General features: G+C 44.2%; 14 protein-coding genes and 1 pseudogene. 9 read left to right on the top strand and 6 right to left on the bottom strand.

The window, feature by feature from the left end; genetic code table 11:
* Window positions 1-3: 3 nt before the first annotated feature.
* The 3 genes from N646_RS20355 to N646_RS20345 all read right to left on the bottom strand — a co-directional run bounded on the left by N646_RS20355 (window position 4) and on the right by N646_RS20345 (window position 4007).
* A complete protein-coding gene (locus tag N646_RS20355; RefSeq protein ID WP_005390126.1) occupies window positions 4-987 on the bottom strand; it encodes an AAA family ATPase in 984 nt (327 codons plus the stop codon).
* An 85-nt stretch (window positions 988-1072) separates the two neighbouring features.
* Window positions 1073-2374, bottom strand: coding sequence for an anaerobic sulfatase maturase (locus N646_RS20350; RefSeq protein ID WP_017821548.1), 1302 nt, complete (start codon window positions 2372-2374; stop codon window positions 1073-1075).
* A 106-nt stretch (window positions 2375-2480) separates the two neighbouring features.
* A complete protein-coding gene (locus tag N646_RS20345) occupies window positions 2481-4007 on the bottom strand; it encodes an arylsulfatase (RefSeq protein WP_017635363.1) in 1527 nt (508 codons plus the stop codon).
* 141 nt (window positions 4008-4148) lie between these two features.
* On the opposite strand from N646_RS20345, the gene N646_RS20340 reads away from it, so the two are divergent.
* On the top strand, window positions 4149-5006 hold the full coding sequence (locus tag N646_RS20340; RefSeq protein ID WP_005376559.1) for a LysR family transcriptional regulator: 858 nt from the start codon (window positions 4149-4151) through the stop codon (window positions 5004-5006).
* A gap of 135 nt (window positions 5007-5141) precedes the next feature.
* Here N646_RS20340 and N646_RS20335 read toward each other — a convergent pair whose 3' ends face one another.
* Window positions 5142-6689, bottom strand: a complete 1548-nt coding sequence (locus tag N646_RS20335) for an arylsulfatase (protein WP_005376560.1) — start codon at window positions 6687-6689, stop codon at window positions 5142-5144.
* Between the two features lie 306 nt (window positions 6690-6995).
* Here N646_RS20335 and N646_RS20330 point away from each other — a divergent pair, with 306 nt between their 5' ends.
* The 3 genes and pseudogenes from N646_RS20330 to N646_RS20320 all read left to right on the top strand — a co-directional run bounded on the left by N646_RS20330 (window position 6996) and on the right by N646_RS20320 (window position 10028).
* The gene (locus tag N646_RS20330) at window positions 6996-7382 is read left to right on the top strand and encodes a winged helix-turn-helix domain-containing protein (protein WP_017635365.1); all 387 of its coding nucleotides are present in this window, start codon (window positions 6996-6998) and stop codon (window positions 7380-7382) included.
* 80 nt (window positions 7383-7462) lie between these two features.
* Window positions 7463-9818: pseudogene (locus N646_RS20325) on the top strand (fatty acid cis/trans isomerase).
* 18 nt (window positions 9819-9836) lie between these two features.
* A complete protein-coding gene (locus tag N646_RS20320; protein ID WP_005376565.1) occupies window positions 9837-10028 on the top strand; it encodes a hypothetical protein in 192 nt (63 codons plus the stop codon).
* A 50-nt stretch (window positions 10029-10078) separates the two neighbouring features.
* Here the strand turns inward: N646_RS20320 and torS are convergent, their stop codons facing one another.
* Window positions 10079-13042, bottom strand: a complete 2964-nt coding sequence (gene torS, locus N646_RS20315; protein ID WP_017821547.1) for a TMAO reductase system sensor histidine kinase/response regulator TorS — start codon at window positions 13040-13042, stop codon at window positions 10079-10081.
* Between the two features lie 43 nt (window positions 13043-13085).
* On the opposite strand from torS, the gene torT reads away from it, so the two are divergent.
* Window positions 13086-14135 carry a TMAO reductase system periplasmic protein TorT gene (gene torT, locus N646_RS20310; RefSeq protein ID WP_080659226.1) on the top strand — a complete coding sequence of 350 codons (1050 nt, stop codon included), beginning with the start codon at window positions 13086-13088 and terminating at the stop codon, window positions 14133-14135.
* A 64-nt stretch (window positions 14136-14199) separates the two neighbouring features.
* The gene (locus N646_RS20305; protein WP_005376571.1) at window positions 14200-14655 is read left to right on the top strand and encodes a methylglyoxal synthase; all 456 of its coding nucleotides are present in this window, start codon (window positions 14200-14202) and stop codon (window positions 14653-14655) included.
* Window positions 14656-14732: 77 nt separating this feature from the next.
* Here the strand turns inward: N646_RS20305 and helD are convergent, their stop codons facing one another.
* The gene (helD, locus tag N646_RS20300) at window positions 14733-16802 is read right to left on the bottom strand and encodes a DNA helicase IV (RefSeq protein ID WP_005376572.1); all 2070 of its coding nucleotides are present in this window, start codon (window positions 16800-16802) and stop codon (window positions 14733-14735) included.
* A gap of 324 nt (window positions 16803-17126) precedes the next feature.
* Between helD and yccS the strand changes: the two genes are divergently transcribed.
* The 3 genes from yccS to N646_RS20285 all read left to right on the top strand — a co-directional run bounded on the left by yccS (window position 17127) and on the right by N646_RS20285 (window position 20083).
* Window positions 17127-19280, top strand: coding sequence for a YccS family putative transporter (yccS, locus tag N646_RS20295; RefSeq protein WP_017821545.1), 2154 nt, complete (start codon window positions 17127-17129; stop codon window positions 19278-19280).
* A 189-nt stretch (window positions 19281-19469) separates the two neighbouring features.
* Window positions 19470-19700 (top strand): hypothetical protein, encoded by a 231-nt coding sequence (locus N646_RS20290; RefSeq protein ID WP_005376575.1) that lies wholly within the window; start codon window positions 19470-19472, stop codon window positions 19698-19700.
* Between the two features lie 80 nt (window positions 19701-19780).
* Complete coding sequence (locus N646_RS20285; RefSeq protein ID WP_017821544.1) at window positions 19781-20083, top strand: hypothetical protein; 303 nt, start codon at window positions 19781-19783, stop codon at window positions 20081-20083.
* Window positions 20084-20119: the final 36 nt, after the last annotated feature.

Here is a 20119-nt window from a genome sequence, read left to right as displayed (position 1 = left end):
CACTTACCCAATTTCTACACAATCTAGCAGCTCTTGTACGACTCGTTGGTGATCGACTCCGTCTGCTAGTGCGTCGTAGGTCAAAGAAAAACGGTGGCCCAATACAGACGGAACCACGGCACGCACATCGTCAGGAGTCACATGGTCACGTCCTTGCATCCACGCATACGCACGAGCGCATTTGTCGAGTGCGATGGAAGCACGAGGACTAGAGCCAATCTCAATCCATTTTGCTAAGTTTGAATCGGCATAACGCTCTGGCTTACGAGTCGCCATCACCAACGCAACGATGTAGTTTTCCACTAGGTCCGATACCAAGATGTTTGGTAACTGACGGCGCGCTTCTAGCACCACGTCTGGCTCGATGTGTTTTGGCGTAATAATTTCGCTGCTGGTTTCCGCACCCAATTCTTCACTGCGCACCAAACGAATGATGTCACGTTCGGCGTCATCTTCTGGATAATCGACGGTAACCTTCATGATAAAGCGGTCCATTTGCGCTTCTGGCAGCGGGTACGTGCCCTCTTGCTCTACAGGGTTTTGCGTTGCAAGCACCATAAATAAGTCTGGCAATACGTGAGTTTTATCGCCTACTGTGATTGTGCCTTCGGCCATGGCTTCAAGCAGTGCCGCTTGTACTTTGGCTGGTGCACGGTTGACCTCATCAGCAAGTACAATGCTGTTAAAAATTGGCCCTGGTTGAAAGTGGAGTTGCGGCTTACCTTCCAGCTCTTGATAAACCTCAGTACCCGTCACGTCGGATGGTAAAAGATCCGGCGTAAACTGGATTCGACCAAAACTGGTGTTTAACAAGTTCGCCAACGATTTTACGGAACGTGTTTTTGCCGTTCCCGGTAAACCTTCTAGTAGAATATGCCCATTTGTTAATAACCCGATGACTAAAGCTCGAACCACGTGGCTTTGTCCAATGACGCTTTTTTCTGTTTGTTCGATGAGTTCTTTTATCGCTTGTTGTGCGTGGTTCATAGGATACCTTTTCAATGGTTTAAGCCGTCTTTTCGATAGTTAAGTATAAGAACAAATGAAATAACTTAAGGTTATATTCACTATGTTATCTTTGCGGTTCTTGAGATTGGAGAAGTTGTGCAAGACCAACCAACATCGGTAACGCATAATCAAAGAACATTTTGATTCCCGAACACAAATAGTTTAGACCACTCTCACCATTCGGCGTTTTGATCAAACGGTTTTTTGGGCACTCACCCCAACAATAAGGCAAGTAAGGGCATTGCTTACAATACGTCGGCAATGAATCGCGTTTTGCGATGCCAAAAGTATATTGTCTTGTAGAGAAGGCCATTTCATTCAGTGAGTGTTCATGAATGTTGGCGAGTTTGTATTCTGGATACACATAGTGGTCGCAACTGAACACGTCGCCATTGTGCTCAATCGCCAACCCTTTGCCACAAAACTCCGCCGTCACGCAAAGCTGAGACGGTTTCCCCATTACTTGCGCCACCGCGGTTTCAAACAGATTAACCAGCACACGGCCAAGATCGTTATTCACCCACTCTTCAAAGGTCGCCATTAAAAAGCGTCCCCAGTCTTCAGGATCGACTGACCAATCCGTTACAATCGACATTGGATGCCCCGGTTTAGCCAGATCACTGCCTTTGGTTGGGATCATCTGTTCGTTCCAAAACTGCGGCGCGGTTGTTTGGAAGTTGTTGGCTTCTACCACCGGCGCAAACTGAATATAAGTCACACCCAATTCTTGGGTTAAAAATCGATATACTTCGAGCGGGTATTTCGCATTGTGACGATTCACCGTGACCAACGCGTTGAATTTCACGCCATGCGCTTTGAGCTTATCTACCGCTTTCATCACGAGATCAAACGTTGGCTTACCGCTGCGGGTTTTGCGATATTTGTCGTGCAGCTCTCGTGGTCCATCAATCGACAAGCCAACTAGGAAGTTGTGCTCTTTTAAAAACGCACACCACTCATCGTTTAGCAAAATGCCGTTGGTCTGAAGGTCGTTTTCAATGCGAACGCCTTTCGGCTGATATTTCTTTTGCAAAGCTACGACATTGCGGAAATAGTCCAACCCAAGCAGCGTCGGCTCCCCGCCCTGCCATGAGAATACAATTTCTTCGCCATCCTGACTTTCGATATAGCTTTTCACGAACGCTTCCAGTGTTGCGTCGTCCATTTTTGGCTGCTTTTCTTGGTGCAGTAGATTTTCTTTATGCAGATAAAAGCAGTACTGACAATCGATGTTGCACTTTGCTCCGCCTGGCTTTGCCATCACATGGAATCGACGGTCATACGCGCCCAGAACAGGCGCTTTAGACGCCGTTTTAAGAGGAACAATAGGCATAGTAGTAGAATGGCGAGGGGAAATCTTACTCATACGTTTCTCACTATTACATATACCCAAATAACCTCGTGAGCGCTGTACAGCAAAAGTGAAGCTATTTGGGTATATAGCGCTCCAAAAAGCGCTATATAATCTTAATTTACTTAGAAGACTTAGGTACGAACGAACCTGCTTCCATACGAGGCGGGAATTCTTTGAATGTACCCATCACCTCTTTCACTGTATCCATTGCTGGCATCATTAAGAATGAACGCTCGTACATCCAACGAGAATAACCCATGCCTTGATCGCCTCGTTCAAATGGATCAATGCTCAAGTCAAAGATCAGTGGCACACGAAGTTTAGTGAACGGCTTACGCCATACATCCATACCCGTTTCATTCTCTTGAATCATAAAGTGGAACTTGTACTTTCCTTGGCGCAATGCCACAAGATCGCCGTCGTCGCTCCAGTAAACGAACTCATTTCGTGCGGATTTGTCTGACTTACCCGTTAAATATGGCAGTTGGTTGTAACCGTCTAGGTGAACTTTGTAGTCCATATCGCCAACTTTTTTGCCTTTTAGCAGTTCGTCTTTAACTTTGGTATCACCTGCCGCAGCAACTAGTGTCGGGAAAAAGTCCTCTAATGACATCATGCCGTTGAATGTTTTACCTGCCTCAATTTTTCCAGGCCATTTAATCAACATTGGCACACGGAAACTCCCTTCCCAGCCAGTGTTTTTCTCTGAGCGGAACGGTGTCATCCCTGCATCCGGCCACAAATCCACCATAGGGCCGTTGTCAGTGGTGTAAACAATGATTGTATTGTCATCCACACCTAACTCTTTGATCTTGTTAAGTAGCTGACCGATTTGGTCATCGTGCTGCTTAACACCATCCGCGTAGAAACCGGCACCTGTTTTACCTTGGTATTCTTCAGGAACATGTGTGAAGTTGTGCATGCGAGTGGTGTTAAACCAAGTAAAGAACGGCTTGTCCGCTTTTACTTGCTTTTCTATGAAGCTCTCTGCGGCATCAAGAAACTCACCATCAACATTTTCCATACGCTTACGCGTTAGTGGACCGGTATCTTCGATTTTGCCGTCAGCGTAAGAATGGATAACGCCACGAGGGCCAAATTTCTTCTTGAACTCCGGATCTTTAGGGTAATCCACGTTCTCTGGCTCTTCTTCTGCGTTCAAGTGGTATAGGTTGCCGAAGAATTCATCAAAACCGTGGTTGGTAGGAAGATGCTCGTCTCGGTCACCTAAATGGTTCTTACCAAATTGTCCGGTTGCGTAACCCATTTGTTTAAGCACGGTTGCAATCGTCGGATCTTTTTCCGAGATACCTTCCGGAGCGCCTGGTAAGCCCACTTTTGATAGACCTGTACGTTTTGGCATTTGACCAGTGATGAATGCAGAACGGCCTGCTGTCGAGCTTTGCTGTGCGTAGAAGTTAGTGAACTTCGCACCTTCTTTAGCAATGCTATCGATGTTTGGCGTGTTGTACGCCATCATGCCTTGGTTATAGGTACTAAGGTTCCAGTAACCAACATCATCACCAAAGATGACAAGAATGTTGGGTTTGTCCGCTGCATGTGCAACTGCAGATGCAGCGCCCAAAGCTAACGTACATGCGTTAAGTACGAGTTTTTTACTGCTCGTTTTGGTCGCATTTTTCATATTATCTCCAAGAGTTCGCTAGTGCGTAAAAAACGGTATTCGCTTTTCAATACCATTGTTGATATAAGATAAAGCACTAATTTCAGGCGATAAATGCAGTCAAAATTAGTTAACCTATAAATTAAATTTATGAGTGACGTTATGGACTTGAATTTGATCCAAACTTTTCTTGTTGTTGCGGAGTTTCAATCTTATACAAAAGCCGCGGAACAATTAGGGCTTACACAACCTGCTGTGAGCGCTGCAATAAAGCGTTTAGAGCAAGTCGTAGATAAGCAATTATTCGTTAAAAAAGGACGAGGTATCGCACTAACCTCCACCGCTTATCAATTACTGCCGCAATTCCAGCAAGCGGTTAGTATTATTGACAATGCGATATCTGATAGAAATCATTTTGAAGTGTGTTGTTCGGAAATTTTGTTGCACATTATGGACCCGATAAAGAACACTATTTTTTATGAATCACCACCCGAAAAATTCCTATTATTTGAGCTGTTAAGACAACAAAAAGTCGATCTAGTAATCGATACGGTGATCACGAAAGATGCAGCGTTTATTATTGAAGATGCCTATGAGGAAGAAGCCGTGGTTATCTGTCGTGAGAACCATCCCCGTGTACACGGCACGCTCACAAAAGAGCAATTTTATGAGGAAACTCACTGTTTATTTTCAGGAAAATGGAACAACATGTCGGGGTTCGAGCAACTAGCAAAGGAAACAATTCAAGAAAGAAAAGTCGACTTGATCACATCTTCGCTAGCGGGCATGGCGCTGTATGTCGCCCAAAGAGACAGTTTAGGGATCGTGTCTCAATCTTTTGCAAACAAGTGGAGCAAAGCGCTCAAACTTCAAATTTTGCCCTGCCCCATTTCGATACGCTCTATCCCTTACAAGTTCGTTTACCATAAGCGAGAGGTAAACAACCCAGCCCACATCGCTCTACGTGAAAAAATCAAAGCCAACTTAACGGCAGCCCACTACGAACCAATTTGTTTATAAATCTTGTCAATTGAAGCGTTAGGCGTTTTCGTCATCAAGCTTTCTACAAACCTTAATAGATAGAATTTTACAGATAAAAAAAGAGGCTCACGTTAATGAGCCTCTTTCTAGATGTGGAACTTCACTTAGCTTTTCTTACTTATTTGGGTTCTCTTTTAGTTTCTCCATCACTTGATCGAGCGAGAAGCTTGCTGCTTTTTGCCTTGGTGGGAACTCTTTAAACGTTTCAAGGAATCTGCCAACGTAAGCTTGCGCAGGAACAAGCATGTAAGCACGGTCTAGCATCCAATCATAGTAAGTGTTAGAAGTGATATCAGCCACTTCGTAAGGATCCATACGCAAGTTGAAGATCTTAGGAACACGAAGTGTGGTGAATGGTTCAGCCCAAATACGCAACGTGCCTTTTGCTCGTTGCTCCATAAAGACCAGCTTCCATTTGTTATAACGAAGTGCAGTTAAGTCTCCATCATCTGAGAAGTAAAAAATTTCTTCACGTGGGGCCTTATCCTCTTTACCAGTCAAATATGGTAGGAAGTTATAGCCGTCTAGGTGAACTTTGAATTTCTTACCATTCGCACTATAACCTTTGAGCAATTTCTCTTTGATATTGTCATCACCCGCGGCAGCAACGAACGTTGGCATCCAGTCCATGTGATGCATGATATCATTCGAAACAGAGCCAGCTTTAATTTTACCCGGCCAACGTACCATCGCAGGAACTCGGTACGCACCTTCCCAGTTGGTATTTTTCTCTCCACGGAATGGCGTTGTGCCTGCATCTGGCCACGAGTTCATGTGTGGGCCATTATCGGTGGAGTAAAAGACGATTGTGTTGTCTTTAATACCCAAATCATCCACTTTTTTCAGCAGCTGACCTACATGATTATCATGCTCGACCATACCATCTGCATACTCGCTGATGCCTGTTTTTCCAGAGTTCTCTTCTTTCACATGAGTACGGAAGTGCATACGAGTTGCGTTCCACCAGACAAAGAAAGGTTTTTCAGCCTTGACTGCACGATCCATAAAGTCGAGTGCCGCATCTAACGTCTCTTCATCCACGGTTTCCATGCGCTTGCGGGTTAGAGGTCCTGTATCCTCAATTTTGCCATCAGCGTACGAACGGATAACGCCGCGCGGACCGAACTTTTTACGAAACTCAGGATCTTTAGGATAATCGACGTTTTCTGGCTCCTCCTCGGCGTTCAAGTGATAAAGGTTGCCAAAAAATTCATCGAAGCCGTGATTAGTAGGAAGGTGCTCATCTTTATCACCTAAGTGGTTTTTACCAAATTGCCCTGTCATATAGCCCATCGGCTTCAGCATTTCGGCAATGGTTGCGTCCTCTTCCTTCAAGCCAAGATCAGCACCTGGAAGCCCCACTTTACTCAAACCTGTTCTAAGAACGGTTTGGCCCGTAATGAAAGTAGAACGGCCCGCTGTACAAGATTGCTCACCGTAATAGTCAGTGAACATCATGCCTTCTTTGGCGATACTGTCTATATTTGGTGTTTTGTACCCCATCAAGCCAAACGTGTAAGCACTGAGATTGGACTGGCCAATATCATCACCCCAAATGACGAGAATATTTGGTTTCTCTGCTGCGATACTGCTACTTGTCGCACCGATTAAAGCGGCGGCAAGAATCGCTAATCGGCGTTTAACGCCATATTTCGCTGTCATATAAACCTCTGTGTGTATTAGAAAAGTGCTTCCTGCAACAGAATGTATAGTTCACAAATAGCGGATAAGCGAATTTACTAAATGAGAATTCTTTCTATCTTCGCCTAACATTACACCGTTATTTGTAGCTAATACGCACTCCAATAGCACTTTAGTTCAGAGCGCCATCGCACCATTCATCACTACTGTTAATCTCAAATATTAAGATTGTCTACGCATATCACAGTGCCCATAAAGTACCTGATTGCTTTTATATAAATATTAATGATAATACGTTTTACTACTATTAATAATTAAGGTACCCGTGTGCTTGACTCCAAGGTTTCAAATGGAAAAACTTACCAATGCCAACACAACGGCGTTCACCATAATGATGAGGAGCTATTACTAGATAAGCGCACTCACTCTGTGGTACTCAATTACTTGCCAAACAAGAAATCTGTTCAGTTAACAAGCATTCAATTTAAGCTGCTGCAAACTCTCACTCACCATCAAGATCAAGTACTAAGTAAGCATTTTCTTTACGAAACAGTACTAAAACGTGAATTTACTGAACATGATCGAGCACTCGATATGCACATGAGCAGAATGAGAAAGCGTCTAGTTCACGAAGGCGTTCCAACAGACAGAATTCAGACAGTCCACCGCCAGGGTTACATTTTCAAGCGCTCAGACAATCAACAGAAAAATTAACGCTAATTGGCCCAACTTTTGGTAATTGACCGCTTATTTTGCTTTAATTAATGCAAATTCGAATCACGTAAAATAACTCAATGAATTTGCGCTTAATTTTTACACTTTGCATTGCTACTTTGTTTGCCGGCTGTGCAACCTATGCTGGTCTTAACTATGACCAACTGTTTGGTCCACAGCTCGTGCGTGAACGCACAGTTGACGTGGAAACCCCTCAAGCAAACTTCTTCCAAAGCGAAGTTAAACCCATTATGGATAACCGCTGTGTCGTCTGCCACGCGTGCTACGATGCACCATGTCAGCTTAAGCTCTCTTCTGTTGAAGGCATTGACCGTGGTGCGAGTAAAGCACTGGTATATGAAGGAACAAGACTCACAGCCGCAGCACCAACACGCTTATTCGAAGATGCAGAAACAACCCAAGAGTGGCGCGATGCGGGTTTTCATCCGGTTCTCAACGAACGTGATCAAAGCATGGCAGCCAACATTGATGCAGGCCTTATCGCACGTTTGCTACAACAAAAAGAGCGCCACCCATTGCCTGACCAAGTCCAGTTAGAAGGCTTTGACTTTTCGATAGACCGAGAGCAAACCTGTCCAACGATTGAAGAATACGAGCAATACGAAAAGGATAACCCGACCTGGGGAATGCCTTTTGGTATGCCAAACCTATCAAACAGTGAATACCACACACTCATGACTTGGTTGGAAAACGGCGCAATAATGAACGTTCACCGACCTGTTAGTGAGAAAGAGCAAGCGCAAATAGATAAGTACGAAGCATTACTTAACCACTCTGATTTGAAAAATCAGCTGATGGCTAGGTATATATATGAGCATTTGTTTTTATCTCATCTCTACTTTTCGGAACTCGATGAAGATCCCCGATTCTTCACGCTCGTCCGCTCTGCTACACCACCAGGACAGCCCGTCAAACGTATTTCAACGCGTCGCCCGTACGATGATCCAGGGGTTGAACGTGTGTTTTATCGAATTATTCCAGAGCAAGGGACCATCGTAGATAAAACTCACATGCCATTCGCGTTAAACAAGCAACGCATAGAGAACTGGAAAACTTGGTTTATTGATGCTGATTACATGGTTAGTCAGCTACCGAGTTATGAACCAGAAGTTGCTGCAAACCCGATGACATCATTCATCGACCTTCCAGTGAAGTCGCGCTTTAAGTTCATGCTAGATAATGCACAAAATACAATAATGGCATACATCAAAGGCCCAGTTTGTCGTGGCCAACTGGCATTGAATGTTATCAATGATCGCTTTTGGGTGTTTTTCCTTGATCCAGATAAAGCAGACATCCCAGAAGTAAATGAGTTTTACCGATCTCAGGCTGATAACCTAAAACTACCGGCAGAACAAGAAAGTAACACGCTACCTGTTACCAACTGGGTCAAGTACGCGCGCCAGCAAGCTCGCTACCTAGAGGCTAAATCTGAGTTCACTAATAACTGGTTTAAAGAAGGTGAAAACCTATCCACTGATGTAATTTGGGACGGTAATGGCACCAACCATAATGCGGCATTAACGATATTCCGCCATTTTGATAGTGCTTCTGTTGTTCAAGGGTTAGTTGGTGAGCAGCCTAAAACAGTGTGGATTCTTGACTACGCGCTACTAGAGCGTATCCACTATTTGCTTGTTGCTGGGTTTGACGTTTACGGTAACTTCGGCCACCAGCTCATGACACGAATGTTTATGGATTTCTTGCGTCTAGAAGGCGAAAGTAACTTTATCTCGTTGTTACCCGCCGATATGCGCCATGAACTTCAATCTAGCTGGTATAAAGATCAAAGCCCGCAGCTGAGTGACTTTTTACAACGAAATGTGAAGCCGTTTAACCAACCAACCAGCGTTCAGTATAAGAGTGATGATCCAAAAACGGAGTTGGTGGAGTTGTTGAGAGAACATGTCTCAGATGTGCTTCTGCCTCGCTACGAAATTCAAGACACGGCTCTTTCTGCGAGTAGTGAAAAGCAACTAAAACGTATTGACCACGTTCGTGGTGAAGGCCTGAAAAACCGTTCCGCAAATCACTATGCTTATGGTGAGAAGTAAATCAGGGGAAGATGAACTGTTCACCTTACTTCACAACAATGCACACACAAACATCTCTAGCTTGTTTGATGAAGAAAGTAACCGTGACTTTGCTAACGATGACATGACCATTGTACGCGGCGTTGTGGGAAGCTACCCTGCGGCATTTTTCTCGATCAACGAAAACCAAGTAAAAGATTTTGTCGATCAATTTAGTGCCATCCAAAACGAGTCCGATTACGTTAAGTTATTGGATAATTTTGCGATTCGTAGAAGCTCAGAAAAATTCTGGTCATTTAGCGATCGTTTACACAATTGGTACCGTACAAAACAACCGATCGAATTTGGATTACTTGACTATAATCGTTTTGAGAATCGATGATGATTTAAGGGGGTTCTCATGGGTATCCGAGATAACATTGCCGCTCTTGAACAACAGATTTACGTTGCTTGTTCTGAGGGAGACTACGAAACGGTCAATATGCTTGAGCATCAACTCGAATACTTGCGTGGCAAAGTGGAACATCCTTTTGATGATGACCCTTATGCCCTAGACACTCGATTCGAGTGGGAAGATGACATGACCGAATAGAAAAAACCTCCGGAAAGCCGGAGGTTTTTTTATTTTCAATGCTCGATGGATTACTTCGCCATTAACTCATCCAGAGCTTGAATTGATGCAGACACTTGAGAAACTAAATCATCTTTAGTCGCATTATAGGTATCTAAAGGTTGAGCCGCGGCTTCAATTGCTTGGCAAGCGTTCATTAGCGCAGTTAGTCCTAAACTTCCTGCACTGCCCTTTAATTTATGGGCAAGGTTCTTTACTTCTTTACTATCATTGTCCTCAGCAGACGCTTGCAGTTTGCTTAATACATCAGTGCTGGTGGATCTAAACAGATTAATAATGTGCAACATCTTATCTCTGCCCAAGATTTTCATATCGGACTCAATCACGCTCGGATTAATGATGACCACATCGGGTTCCTTTTTTTGGGGTGCTTGAACGACCTTTGATTGTAGCTCTTGTTCTTGAGGTGAAATTTGATCAAACGGGGTACAGTCGGCATTTTGTGGCAACAACAACGGCTTTCCGTCTAGCGCATCCTGAATCAATGCCGCGAGTGCCTCTTTTGCTAATGGCTTAGGCAAGTATCCGTCAAAACCAGCGGCTAGATAGCGCTCAACTTCTTCCGCAAAAACGTGTGCAGACACTGCAATCATTGGCGTGACAGCAAGCGCTTTATTGGCCGGCTTATTACACTCAATCCGCTTTAAGCGTTGGATCAACTCAGTTCCATCACAATCAGGGAGGTTGATGTCGACCAAAGCGATATCAAAATCTTGTGTGCTGATCAGTTGCTCTGCTTGTGAGCCGTTTTCTGCCATCACGACTTGATGCCCCATGCTTTCTAGAAAGCCTTCCGCGACCACTCGGTTGACTTCATTATCTTCTACTAGCAAGACCTTTGCTTTCACTTTGCAACGTGCGGTTGCCACGGTTCCTGTTTCAACAGGTTCGCTTTCCTCTAACGGAATAGAGAACCAGAATCGGCTACCATTTCCCTCTTCGGAATCGACTTCTAAAACACCGCCCATCGCTTCAATGATTCGCTTACTGATGGCAAGTCCAAGCCCCGTACCTCCAGTTTGGCTCATCCCACCTTCAGCTTGCGTGAAGGCATCAAACAACGTTCTCTGATATTTTTTGGCAATTCCTATTCCAGTGTCTGATACTTCAAACAGGACTTGCGACTCGTCCTCAGGGTTCAGGCTAACGTAGATATCAATTTCTCCTTCGTCAGTGAACTTAATCGCGTTACCAACAAGATTGTTCAGCACCTGACTGATTCTGGTGACATCCCCTTTCCAGTAGCGACTAACATCACTTTCAATATGGTAGGAGAACAGTAGCTTCTTCTCTTGTGCTCGACTGTTCATTAACTGGAAAGTGTCCTCCACCATTTGGTGTAAATCAAAGCCCATGTGACGAATTTCTAAATGCCCCGCTTCAATCTTGGAGTAATCCAGTACATCATTAAGGATCGCGAGCAACGTTTTACCACTACGATTAATGATTTCCGCATAACGCTTTTGAATTGGGTTGAGGCCTGAGTCAATCAACAAGCGTGCTGTCCCCAACACTCCGTTCATTGGCGTTCTTATCTCATGGCTCATCGTCGCCAAGAATGCCGATTTTGCTCGGCTCGCTTGCTCTGCTTGCTTGCGAGCTTTAGCGTGATTCAAAACCTCTTCATTCAAACGGCGGTTTGCTTGTTTTAACTGCGAAGTGCGCTGCTCAACGAGCTCTTCTAAATGCTCTTTATGCTCCTCAAGCTCTCGCTTGGCTTGAGCTTCACCCTCTGCTACCACTTTTAGTGCTTGCGCGGTATTACGAGCCGTGATGATGGCCTGCCCCATATGCGCCAACTCATCTTTGCCTTTCACTTCCAACTCAACCGCTAAGTTACCCTGCGCCACAGACAGCAACGCAGCGGAATATTCAGCTAACCGCTTCACAACAGAAAGGTACACCACACGCCATAAAATCAGCACCAATACAATCAAACCAACAATTGAAATAACGGTTAAAGACCACTGAGCGAATTTCAGTGTGCTGGTCAATTGGTCTACAGCGACGGTAGTGGTTTTGTTTGAATCATCAACCAATTTGTTGACCGTGCCATTCAGCTCTGAGAACAACTCTAATGTCTTTTGCATCAGTTGTTGTGACTGTTCGTTATTCTCGTATTGCTGCATCAGTATAGAAAATACGACCTGACGCTTACCAAGCTCTATGAGCAGTTGGCTCATTTGCTTAGAGCGCGTAGGATCTTCCACAGCGAGTACACGGCGTTGCATAATTTTGAGGTTGCTATCGAAATCACTTTGAACCTGTTGAATTCGCTCAATATTCGTTAATGTCCGAGCCTCTTCAATCTGATTCAACATTTTAAAGGCCAACAAGTGCAGTTCATGCAATCGCTCAGTCAGATCAAGATCGACCTCCACCAGTGCATCTAGCGCCTGATAAACTTGCGATTTTTTATTCGATTCTAATAAGTCATAAATATGCGTGACGTTAGCAACAGCAATGGTGCTTGTATTCTGAACTTGCGTACGAGTTAGTTGTTCTAGCTCTTCACTGAGCAGACGCATTTCTTCAACACGAGTATCTATCTCTTTTGCAAGCCACAGCTTTTTTTCAACCGAAACACCGAGTTCTGCCAAATTGTCGATAACGTTCTGGACGTTATTCTCTAAAGCTTCTAACAATTGAGAATCGAACGACTCACTCCCGAGCTCCTTGATGTGAGTGAGTAAAGACTCGAGCTGTTCGAACAGCACTCGCCCTGACTCCTTTCTTTCCTGCTCGTTTCTTGCGTTCGACAACATTTGTACAGACGAAATAATACGAGTACTCAACTCAGAGACTTGCCTCGCCTCAATCATGGCGGGAATCGCAGAATCCACGACATTTCTTTCGGTTTTGGCAACCAAAGAAAATCCAGACACACCAATAAGTGCCGATAACATGACCAGTATTGCCATCGCAATGAAAGACAACAAAAGTTTACGACCGATGCTTGCAGTTGCTAGCAGCATATTTTCATGACCTTAATGTTCGTGTTCAGCGACATATTACGTTATATTTTGCAGTGTTTACTTAATCTATGCCAACGAACTTCATTTCATGGTTAAAAATCAACACGCATTTCGCACATTTTTCAAACATTCTGCAGCCACTTTAACCCTCGTTGCTTCTTTGCCAGCGGTTGCCGCAGAGAAAATATGTGCAATATACCCTCACCTAAAGGATTCATACTGGTTGTCAGTAAACTATGGAATGGTGTCCGAAGCGAAAAGAGAAGGTGTCGAGCTACGAGTCCTTGAAGCGGGCGGCTACCCAAACAAAACCCGTCAAGAACAACAACTCGCACTGTGTAACCAATGGGGAGCAGATGCGGTTATCCTTGGGACCGTGGACCCACAGGCTTACGAGCATTCACTTAAAAATTGGGTGGGGAATACTCCCGTTTTTGCTACTGTGAACCAACTCGACTTGGATGAAGAACAAAGTGAGTTGCTAAAAGGGACTGTCGGTGTTGACTGGCATTGGATGGGATACGAAGCGGGTCAATATTTGGCCGCTCGCCATCCAAAGGGGTCAGGAAAAACCAACATTGCCTTACTTTTGGGGCCGCGAACTCGTGGTGGTACGAAACCCGTTACTGCCGGATTTTATGAAGCGATACAAGGAAGTGATATCAACATTGTTGACTCATTTTGGGCAGACAACGACAAGGAGTTACAACGTAACCTAGTTCAACGTGTGATCGATATGGGAAATATAGATTACATTGTTGGCAGTGCAGTGGCGATTGAAGCGGCCATCAGTGAGCTGCGCAGTGCCGGCAAAGCTGAGGAGATCGGTTTAGTTTCTGTGTACTTAAGTCATGGTGTATATCGAGGCCTGTTACGTAACAAAGTACTCTTCGCACCAACAGATAAAATGGTGCAGCAAGGTCGGCTTTCCGTGATGCAAGCAACGCATTACTTAAGAGGTGAAGCTTATGACAAACTTGCCTCACCAACCATCAAACCACTGACTCCGAAGACGCTTCATGACGACACGATCGAAGAATCGTTATCTCCGTCAGAATATAGGCCGACATTCCGTGTTAAGGCTGTTGATTGAAAGACCAAAAACGTGTTCTATTGAGGCACAACAATTTTAAAATCATACAAACGGAAACATCTTGATGCAAAAAACCATTCGTACCATGCCAACCCATAAACATGTGGCTTTGGTTGCTCACGACAACTGCAAACCTGAGCTACTTCGCTGGGTAAAAGAAAACAAAGAAAAGCTACAGAGTCACTTCCTTTACGCAACTGGCACGACAGGACACATGCTGAGTAAAGAAACTGGACTTGCGATCAAGAGCATGATCAGTGGTCCGATGGGCGGTGATCAACAACTAGGCGCTCTCATTTCAGAAGGCAAAATCGACGTTCTCGTTTTCTTTTGGGATCCACTGAATGCCGTACCTCACGACCCAGACGTTAAAGCGCTTCTTCGTATTGCTAGTGTTTGGAATATTCCTGTAGCAACGAACCGAGCCACCGCTAAGTTCCTGTTTAACTCCCCTCTTCTTGAGCAAGAAGTAGACATCGAAGTGCCGGATTACGAAGCCTATCTTGCTGAGCGTATGTAAGCTTTGATGCCAACCAAATAAAGCAAAGGCGATACCAAGTATCGCCTTTGCTGTTTTTAACATTCTAAACGCTGCATTTAACGGGAAGTCACGATGGGATAGTCACCATTAACGAGCTCTTGAACGAACGCAGACCCCGCACCAGTATGCGTGATCCAAACCTTCTCTTTTGCACGTGTAATCGCCACGTAAAATAGCCTGCGCTCTTCTGCGTAAGGGAATTTGTCTTTGGACTCCGTCAACGCACCATCAATGTGAATTTGCTTCTTCTTAGCGGGGAATTGCCCCTCATCCACAGAAAGAATAATCACAAAGTCAGCTTCGCGTCCTTTACTCGCATGGCAAGTCATAAAGCGAATATCGAGATTAGGGAAACGTCGCAACCAATCGTCGAACAAATCGGGCTTGTGATAATGGTTACGTCCTAGCAATAAAACTGACTTGGTTTGCTTGGCTTGTTGATTCAAGTGATCCAAGATCTTTTCCACTTGATTGCTCGGCGCGGTATGTACGCTCTTCTGCTTGCGTTGTTTGTGGCTGTTTAGTGTTTTCGGCAACTGCGATGGGTTTTGCTGCACGAATGTATTCGCTACATCACCAATCTGATTGTTGAAACGATAAGTTGTATCTAAGTGATGAACGGTTGAGTGAGCAAAGCGTTCTTTAAAGCCAGTGATAAGATCGACATCCGCTCCTGCAAACTGATAGATCGCTTGCCAATCGTCGCCAACAGCAAATAACGTCGCACCTGCTTGTTTCTGAGTGGATTCACACAGTGCTTCAATCAATGCCAGACGGTCTGGAGAGATATCTTGATACTCATCGACCATAATAAAGCGCCATGGCGAGACAAACTTTCCTTTATTCACATAATCTGTCGCACGACTGATCATGGTTGGGAAATCCACTTGGTTGCTTTCTTTAAGCATTTTCTGCCACGCTGTAAAACATGGCCAGCATAAGGCGAGTTCACTATTTAAACGCGTATAGTCTTGGTGGTTTACGAGCTTTTCTTGTACTTGCTTTTTGGTCAACCCTACCGCCGCTAAATGAGACAGCTGCGAATCTAGCCAAGCGATCAGTTTTGGATTTTCTGAATGGCTTCCTAACTCATCATCCCCTTTTAGGTACGCAATCGGCCATTTGTCTAAATGTTTTTGCCAACGTTTAAAGTTGGTGGGTGTCATCCAATGTTTTTTCAACCAGTCTACACACCATGCCGTTCGTTGATTTTCGTCCAACGCTAAAGGGCTAATTTCGACAGGTTGCTGTTCGACTTGTTTAAGAATATACAAGCCCAACTGATGGAATGTGTTGACGCGCACACCGTCTGCCGCCATGCCCACTTTATCTACTAAGCGTTCTTTCATTTCAGTCGCCGCATCACGACCGAACGCTAACATGAGAAGCTCTTCTGCTTGAGCCTGATGGCTTTGCAACAAATAGGCAACTCGTGCGGTTAAAACGCTGGTTTTGCCCGAGCCGGCACCAGCAAGAACTAAGTTGTGGTCGTCGTTGAGTAATACCGCATATTGCTGGGATAAATTCAAAGGAGAGGATTCAATTTGATTAAACAGCACTTCCCAATTTGGACGTTCTGCTTCTAGCCAATCGCGATTACGCTCACCAAGCGCCTCAGAGGTATCAATGAGCCAAGGCTCTATTTGCGACATACGATTCGGCATTCGCATTTTGGCTTCTTCTAGGGTGGTTTTCATCTCGCTTAACTCTTGGTTAAGACTTTCAACCCAGGAGACCACTTGAGAATGCGATAAGTAAGCAGGCAAGTGCTTTAGTTTGTAAAGCTCTTCTTCCCACTTAGGTAGATACTCAGCCAGTTTTCGGCACTGAGTGTTGTGCCACTCTTGATATTGACGAACGGCCTCAAGCGCGAACTTTCGGCATTGTGGCCACGGTAAACCTTGGACTAGCCAGCTTTGTTGTTTGCCTTCGTGTTCATGAGCAAAAAACTGTAAAGAGCTCCATAATAACCCACGCTTTACGCTAACTTTGCCATTCCAGATCGTAAAAGGAATATGTTCTTCACTGCCTATCGAGCTTAATAAAACACTGTTCTCTTTTATTTCGACGTGATGGTACTCATTTTGAATAAAAAACTGTGCTTTGCTAGTGGCAGTAAGCTGCATGAAACGTGCGCCTTTTAGTTTAGAAGTTGTCGATTTATATCATTTTAAGGTGCTAAATTGTAGCAACGGCGAGCACCTAAGTAAGCTTCTTCTTCTATTCTTTAATAAAATTCACATTACTGTCGATTTAATAACCTAAAGCTGAGGTTATTTGAAGCTGGCTTTACAATCCTCAATACATGACCTGGCAGTTTTAATATAAGTCGATGACATCCCTGCTGATTTTATCAGCAACCACGAATTTTTCTTAAAGTAAATCATAAACGCGCTATAGTGGGTCTGGTAGTATTCCCCCTGTTCTTCATCGGAAACATAAGGCGCATTGTGCAAGCAACTTCTAAATTTCGGCTATATTGGGCAAACAAGACGATAAATTACAGCGTTCTTATCCTCATTACCTTACTGGGTGTGGTTATCCCAACTTGGTACTTCGAGCAAAACACGCTGATAACGCCATTAATATTAGGCGTTATTGCTGCTGCTTTGGCTGAAAGTGATGACAGTTTCACTGGACGCATTAAGGCTCTGATTCTCACCTTTCTCTGTTTTGCGCTTGCTGCTTTTTCAATTGAAATCTTGTTCGATACCCCTTGGGCTTTTGCGTTGGGATTATTTATCTCAACCTTCGGCTTCATCATTCTTGGGGCGATAGGTCCTAAGTACGCGAGTATTGCTTTTGGTTCGTTGCTGATCGCTATTTATACTATGCTTGGCGCACATGAAAGCACCAACATTTGGTTTCAGCCACTACTGCTTTTAACTGGTGCCGCCTGGTATTACTTCATGTCCATGATTTGGCAGATATTTTGGCCCCTTCAACCTGTGCAACAAAGCCTAGCCAATGTGTTCTTCCAAATGGCGAATTATCTTGATGCGAAAGCCAAGCTTTTTCACCCTGCGACCAACTTGACGCCACAACCGCTACGGATTGAAGCTGCAAAATGCAATGCTGCCACGGTTACGGCACTAAACGCTTGTAAAACCACATTACTTAACCGATCGAAACGGGGTCACATTGATGGGCCTAGTGACCGATTTTTAAATATTTATTTCATCGCTCAAGACATTCACGAACGAGTCAGTTCTAGCCATTATCGCTATCAGGATTTAGCGACCGAATTTGAACGTTCTGATGTGCTGTTTCGTTTTAAATATCTTTTGGAGTCTCAAGCCCAAGCGTGTCGTGATATTGCACTAGCCATTCAGCTAGGAAATGAATACTCCCATACCGATCAATCGATTCTGGCATTAGCTGAAGTACAGAACTCTCTTGCTTATCTAGAAGAACAAAAGCAAGGGCACTGGAAACGTCTGCTGATGCAGTTAACATATTTATTCAACAACTTAGCGACGGTAGAAAAACAACTTAATAACATTAACAACCCAGATGTTGAAGGCCTCGAAGAAGATACCCTCGTCGATACCAACCCACACACGCTAAAGGCGATGTGGCAGCGTATATCAGCAAATTTACACAAAGATTCGATGCTGTTTCGGCATGCATTACGTATGTCAATTGCCTTAACGATTGGCTATGGAATCATTCAAATATTCAACATCGACCGAGGTTACTGGATACTCTTAACCACTTTATTCGTATGCCAACCGAACTACAGTGCCACTCGCCAAAAATTGACGGCAAGAGTAATAGGTACATTAGCTGGTTTGTTGATTGGTGTACCATTGCTGACTTTTTTCCCTTCTCAAGAAAGCCAGTTAGTATTTATCGTTATCTCTGGTGTGATGTTTTTCGCCTTCCGGATGAACAACTATGGGTACGCGACTGGTTTTATTACACTGCTCGTCCTCTTCTTATTTAATCAACTAGGTGAAGGTTACGCAGTTGTCCTTCCTCGACTAGCAGATACCCTCATCGGGTGTGTGCTTGCAGTAGGAGCAGTATTAGTTATTTTGCCCGACTGGCAGTCGAGAAGGCTTCACAAAGTTATGTCGGATGCGATAGAGGCGAACAAGCAGTATCTCGATCAGATCATTGGTCAGTATAGAATCGGCAAGAAAGACAATTTGAGTTACCGTATCGCTCGCCGCCAGGCCCACAATAATGATGCCTCACTATCTTCTGCGATTAGTACGATGCTGGCGGAGCCTGGCAAATATCGCGCAGCTGTTGATGAAAGTTTTCGCTTCCTAACGTTAAATCACGCAATGTTGAACTATATTTCTGCATTAGGCGCGCACAGAACTCGCATCGAAGATGAGTCAATTCATAAACTCGTTTTAGATGCTCACCGTTGTATTCATCAGCATCTGGATGTACTTCATAAACAGCTTCACCAGCATTGTGAGGAGTGTGACCTATCTAATATTGATGATGCTGGACTCGAGCAACGCTTAAACGAATGGCGCGATGAAGACGACAGCTCTGCCCGCATGGTATTGCAGCAACTTCATCTTATCTATCGCATGCTCCCAGAGCTTCATTCACTTGCTAGTAAGTTTGCCGTCAGGGTAAGTTAGTAACATTCAAACCATATGTAAGAGGGAAGCGCTATATCGCTTCCCTTTTTCTTTTTACGTTTCCATCTACCCCAAAGTGGGTAATTATGTACCTTCTTAGGAAAAATCTGACGTATCACTTAACACACCTTGACAATATTCGGACAAAAAGCAATCGATCAAATTCTAATCTATTTTGGTTGAATAAATATGTTGTATCCAAAGGATGAAGAATTTCGGGCAACGACGGATAAACCGAATCATGACGAAGGTATTGAGATGAACGCACAACAATTTAATGAACTTAAGCAAAAGCTCAGTGATTTAACGGCAAGTCAGTTAAAGTCATTACAAGGTGAGATCAGCGTGAAACTAAATAAAGCGCAAAAACCGGTTCTATCTGGTGAAGAAAGAGAAATGCTTGCCAAACTGTTTGCCTAATCAAGTCATTGATATAAAACACTTGAACGTTTTATAAACTCCACCTATGCTCTCACTATCATAATGTTGGGAGTAGTGATATGCCTGTATCGGGAATTCAATCTGGACACCACATCGTTCAGATGTCACAACAAATGGCCGAGAAAGCTGCACATGGCATTAGCAATAATGTAAGTAAGGTAAAAGAAGAGCTTTCTGATCACAACATCGATTTAGCTGCGGTTGCGGATATCGCAATAACAGCCTCAACACCTAGCCTTCCCTCTCAAAAAGTTGAATCTCTCATCAACCTCGCACAAGCCGCTGGTTATAACCGAGTTGGCGCGTCTGTCATAGAGAAAAACAATGAAATCATTGGCAGCTTGCTAGACATCCACGTTTAGGCGATTTAACGTCAAATTATCGCTATTTTAATTTCC

Origin of the sequence: Vibrio alginolyticus NBRC 15630 = ATCC 17749 (genome assembly GCF_000354175.2) — a bacterium.
Classification (GTDB): Bacteria; Pseudomonadota; Gammaproteobacteria; order Enterobacterales; family Vibrionaceae; genus Vibrio; species Vibrio alginolyticus.
This window is presented reverse-complemented; position numbering and strand designations above follow the sequence as displayed.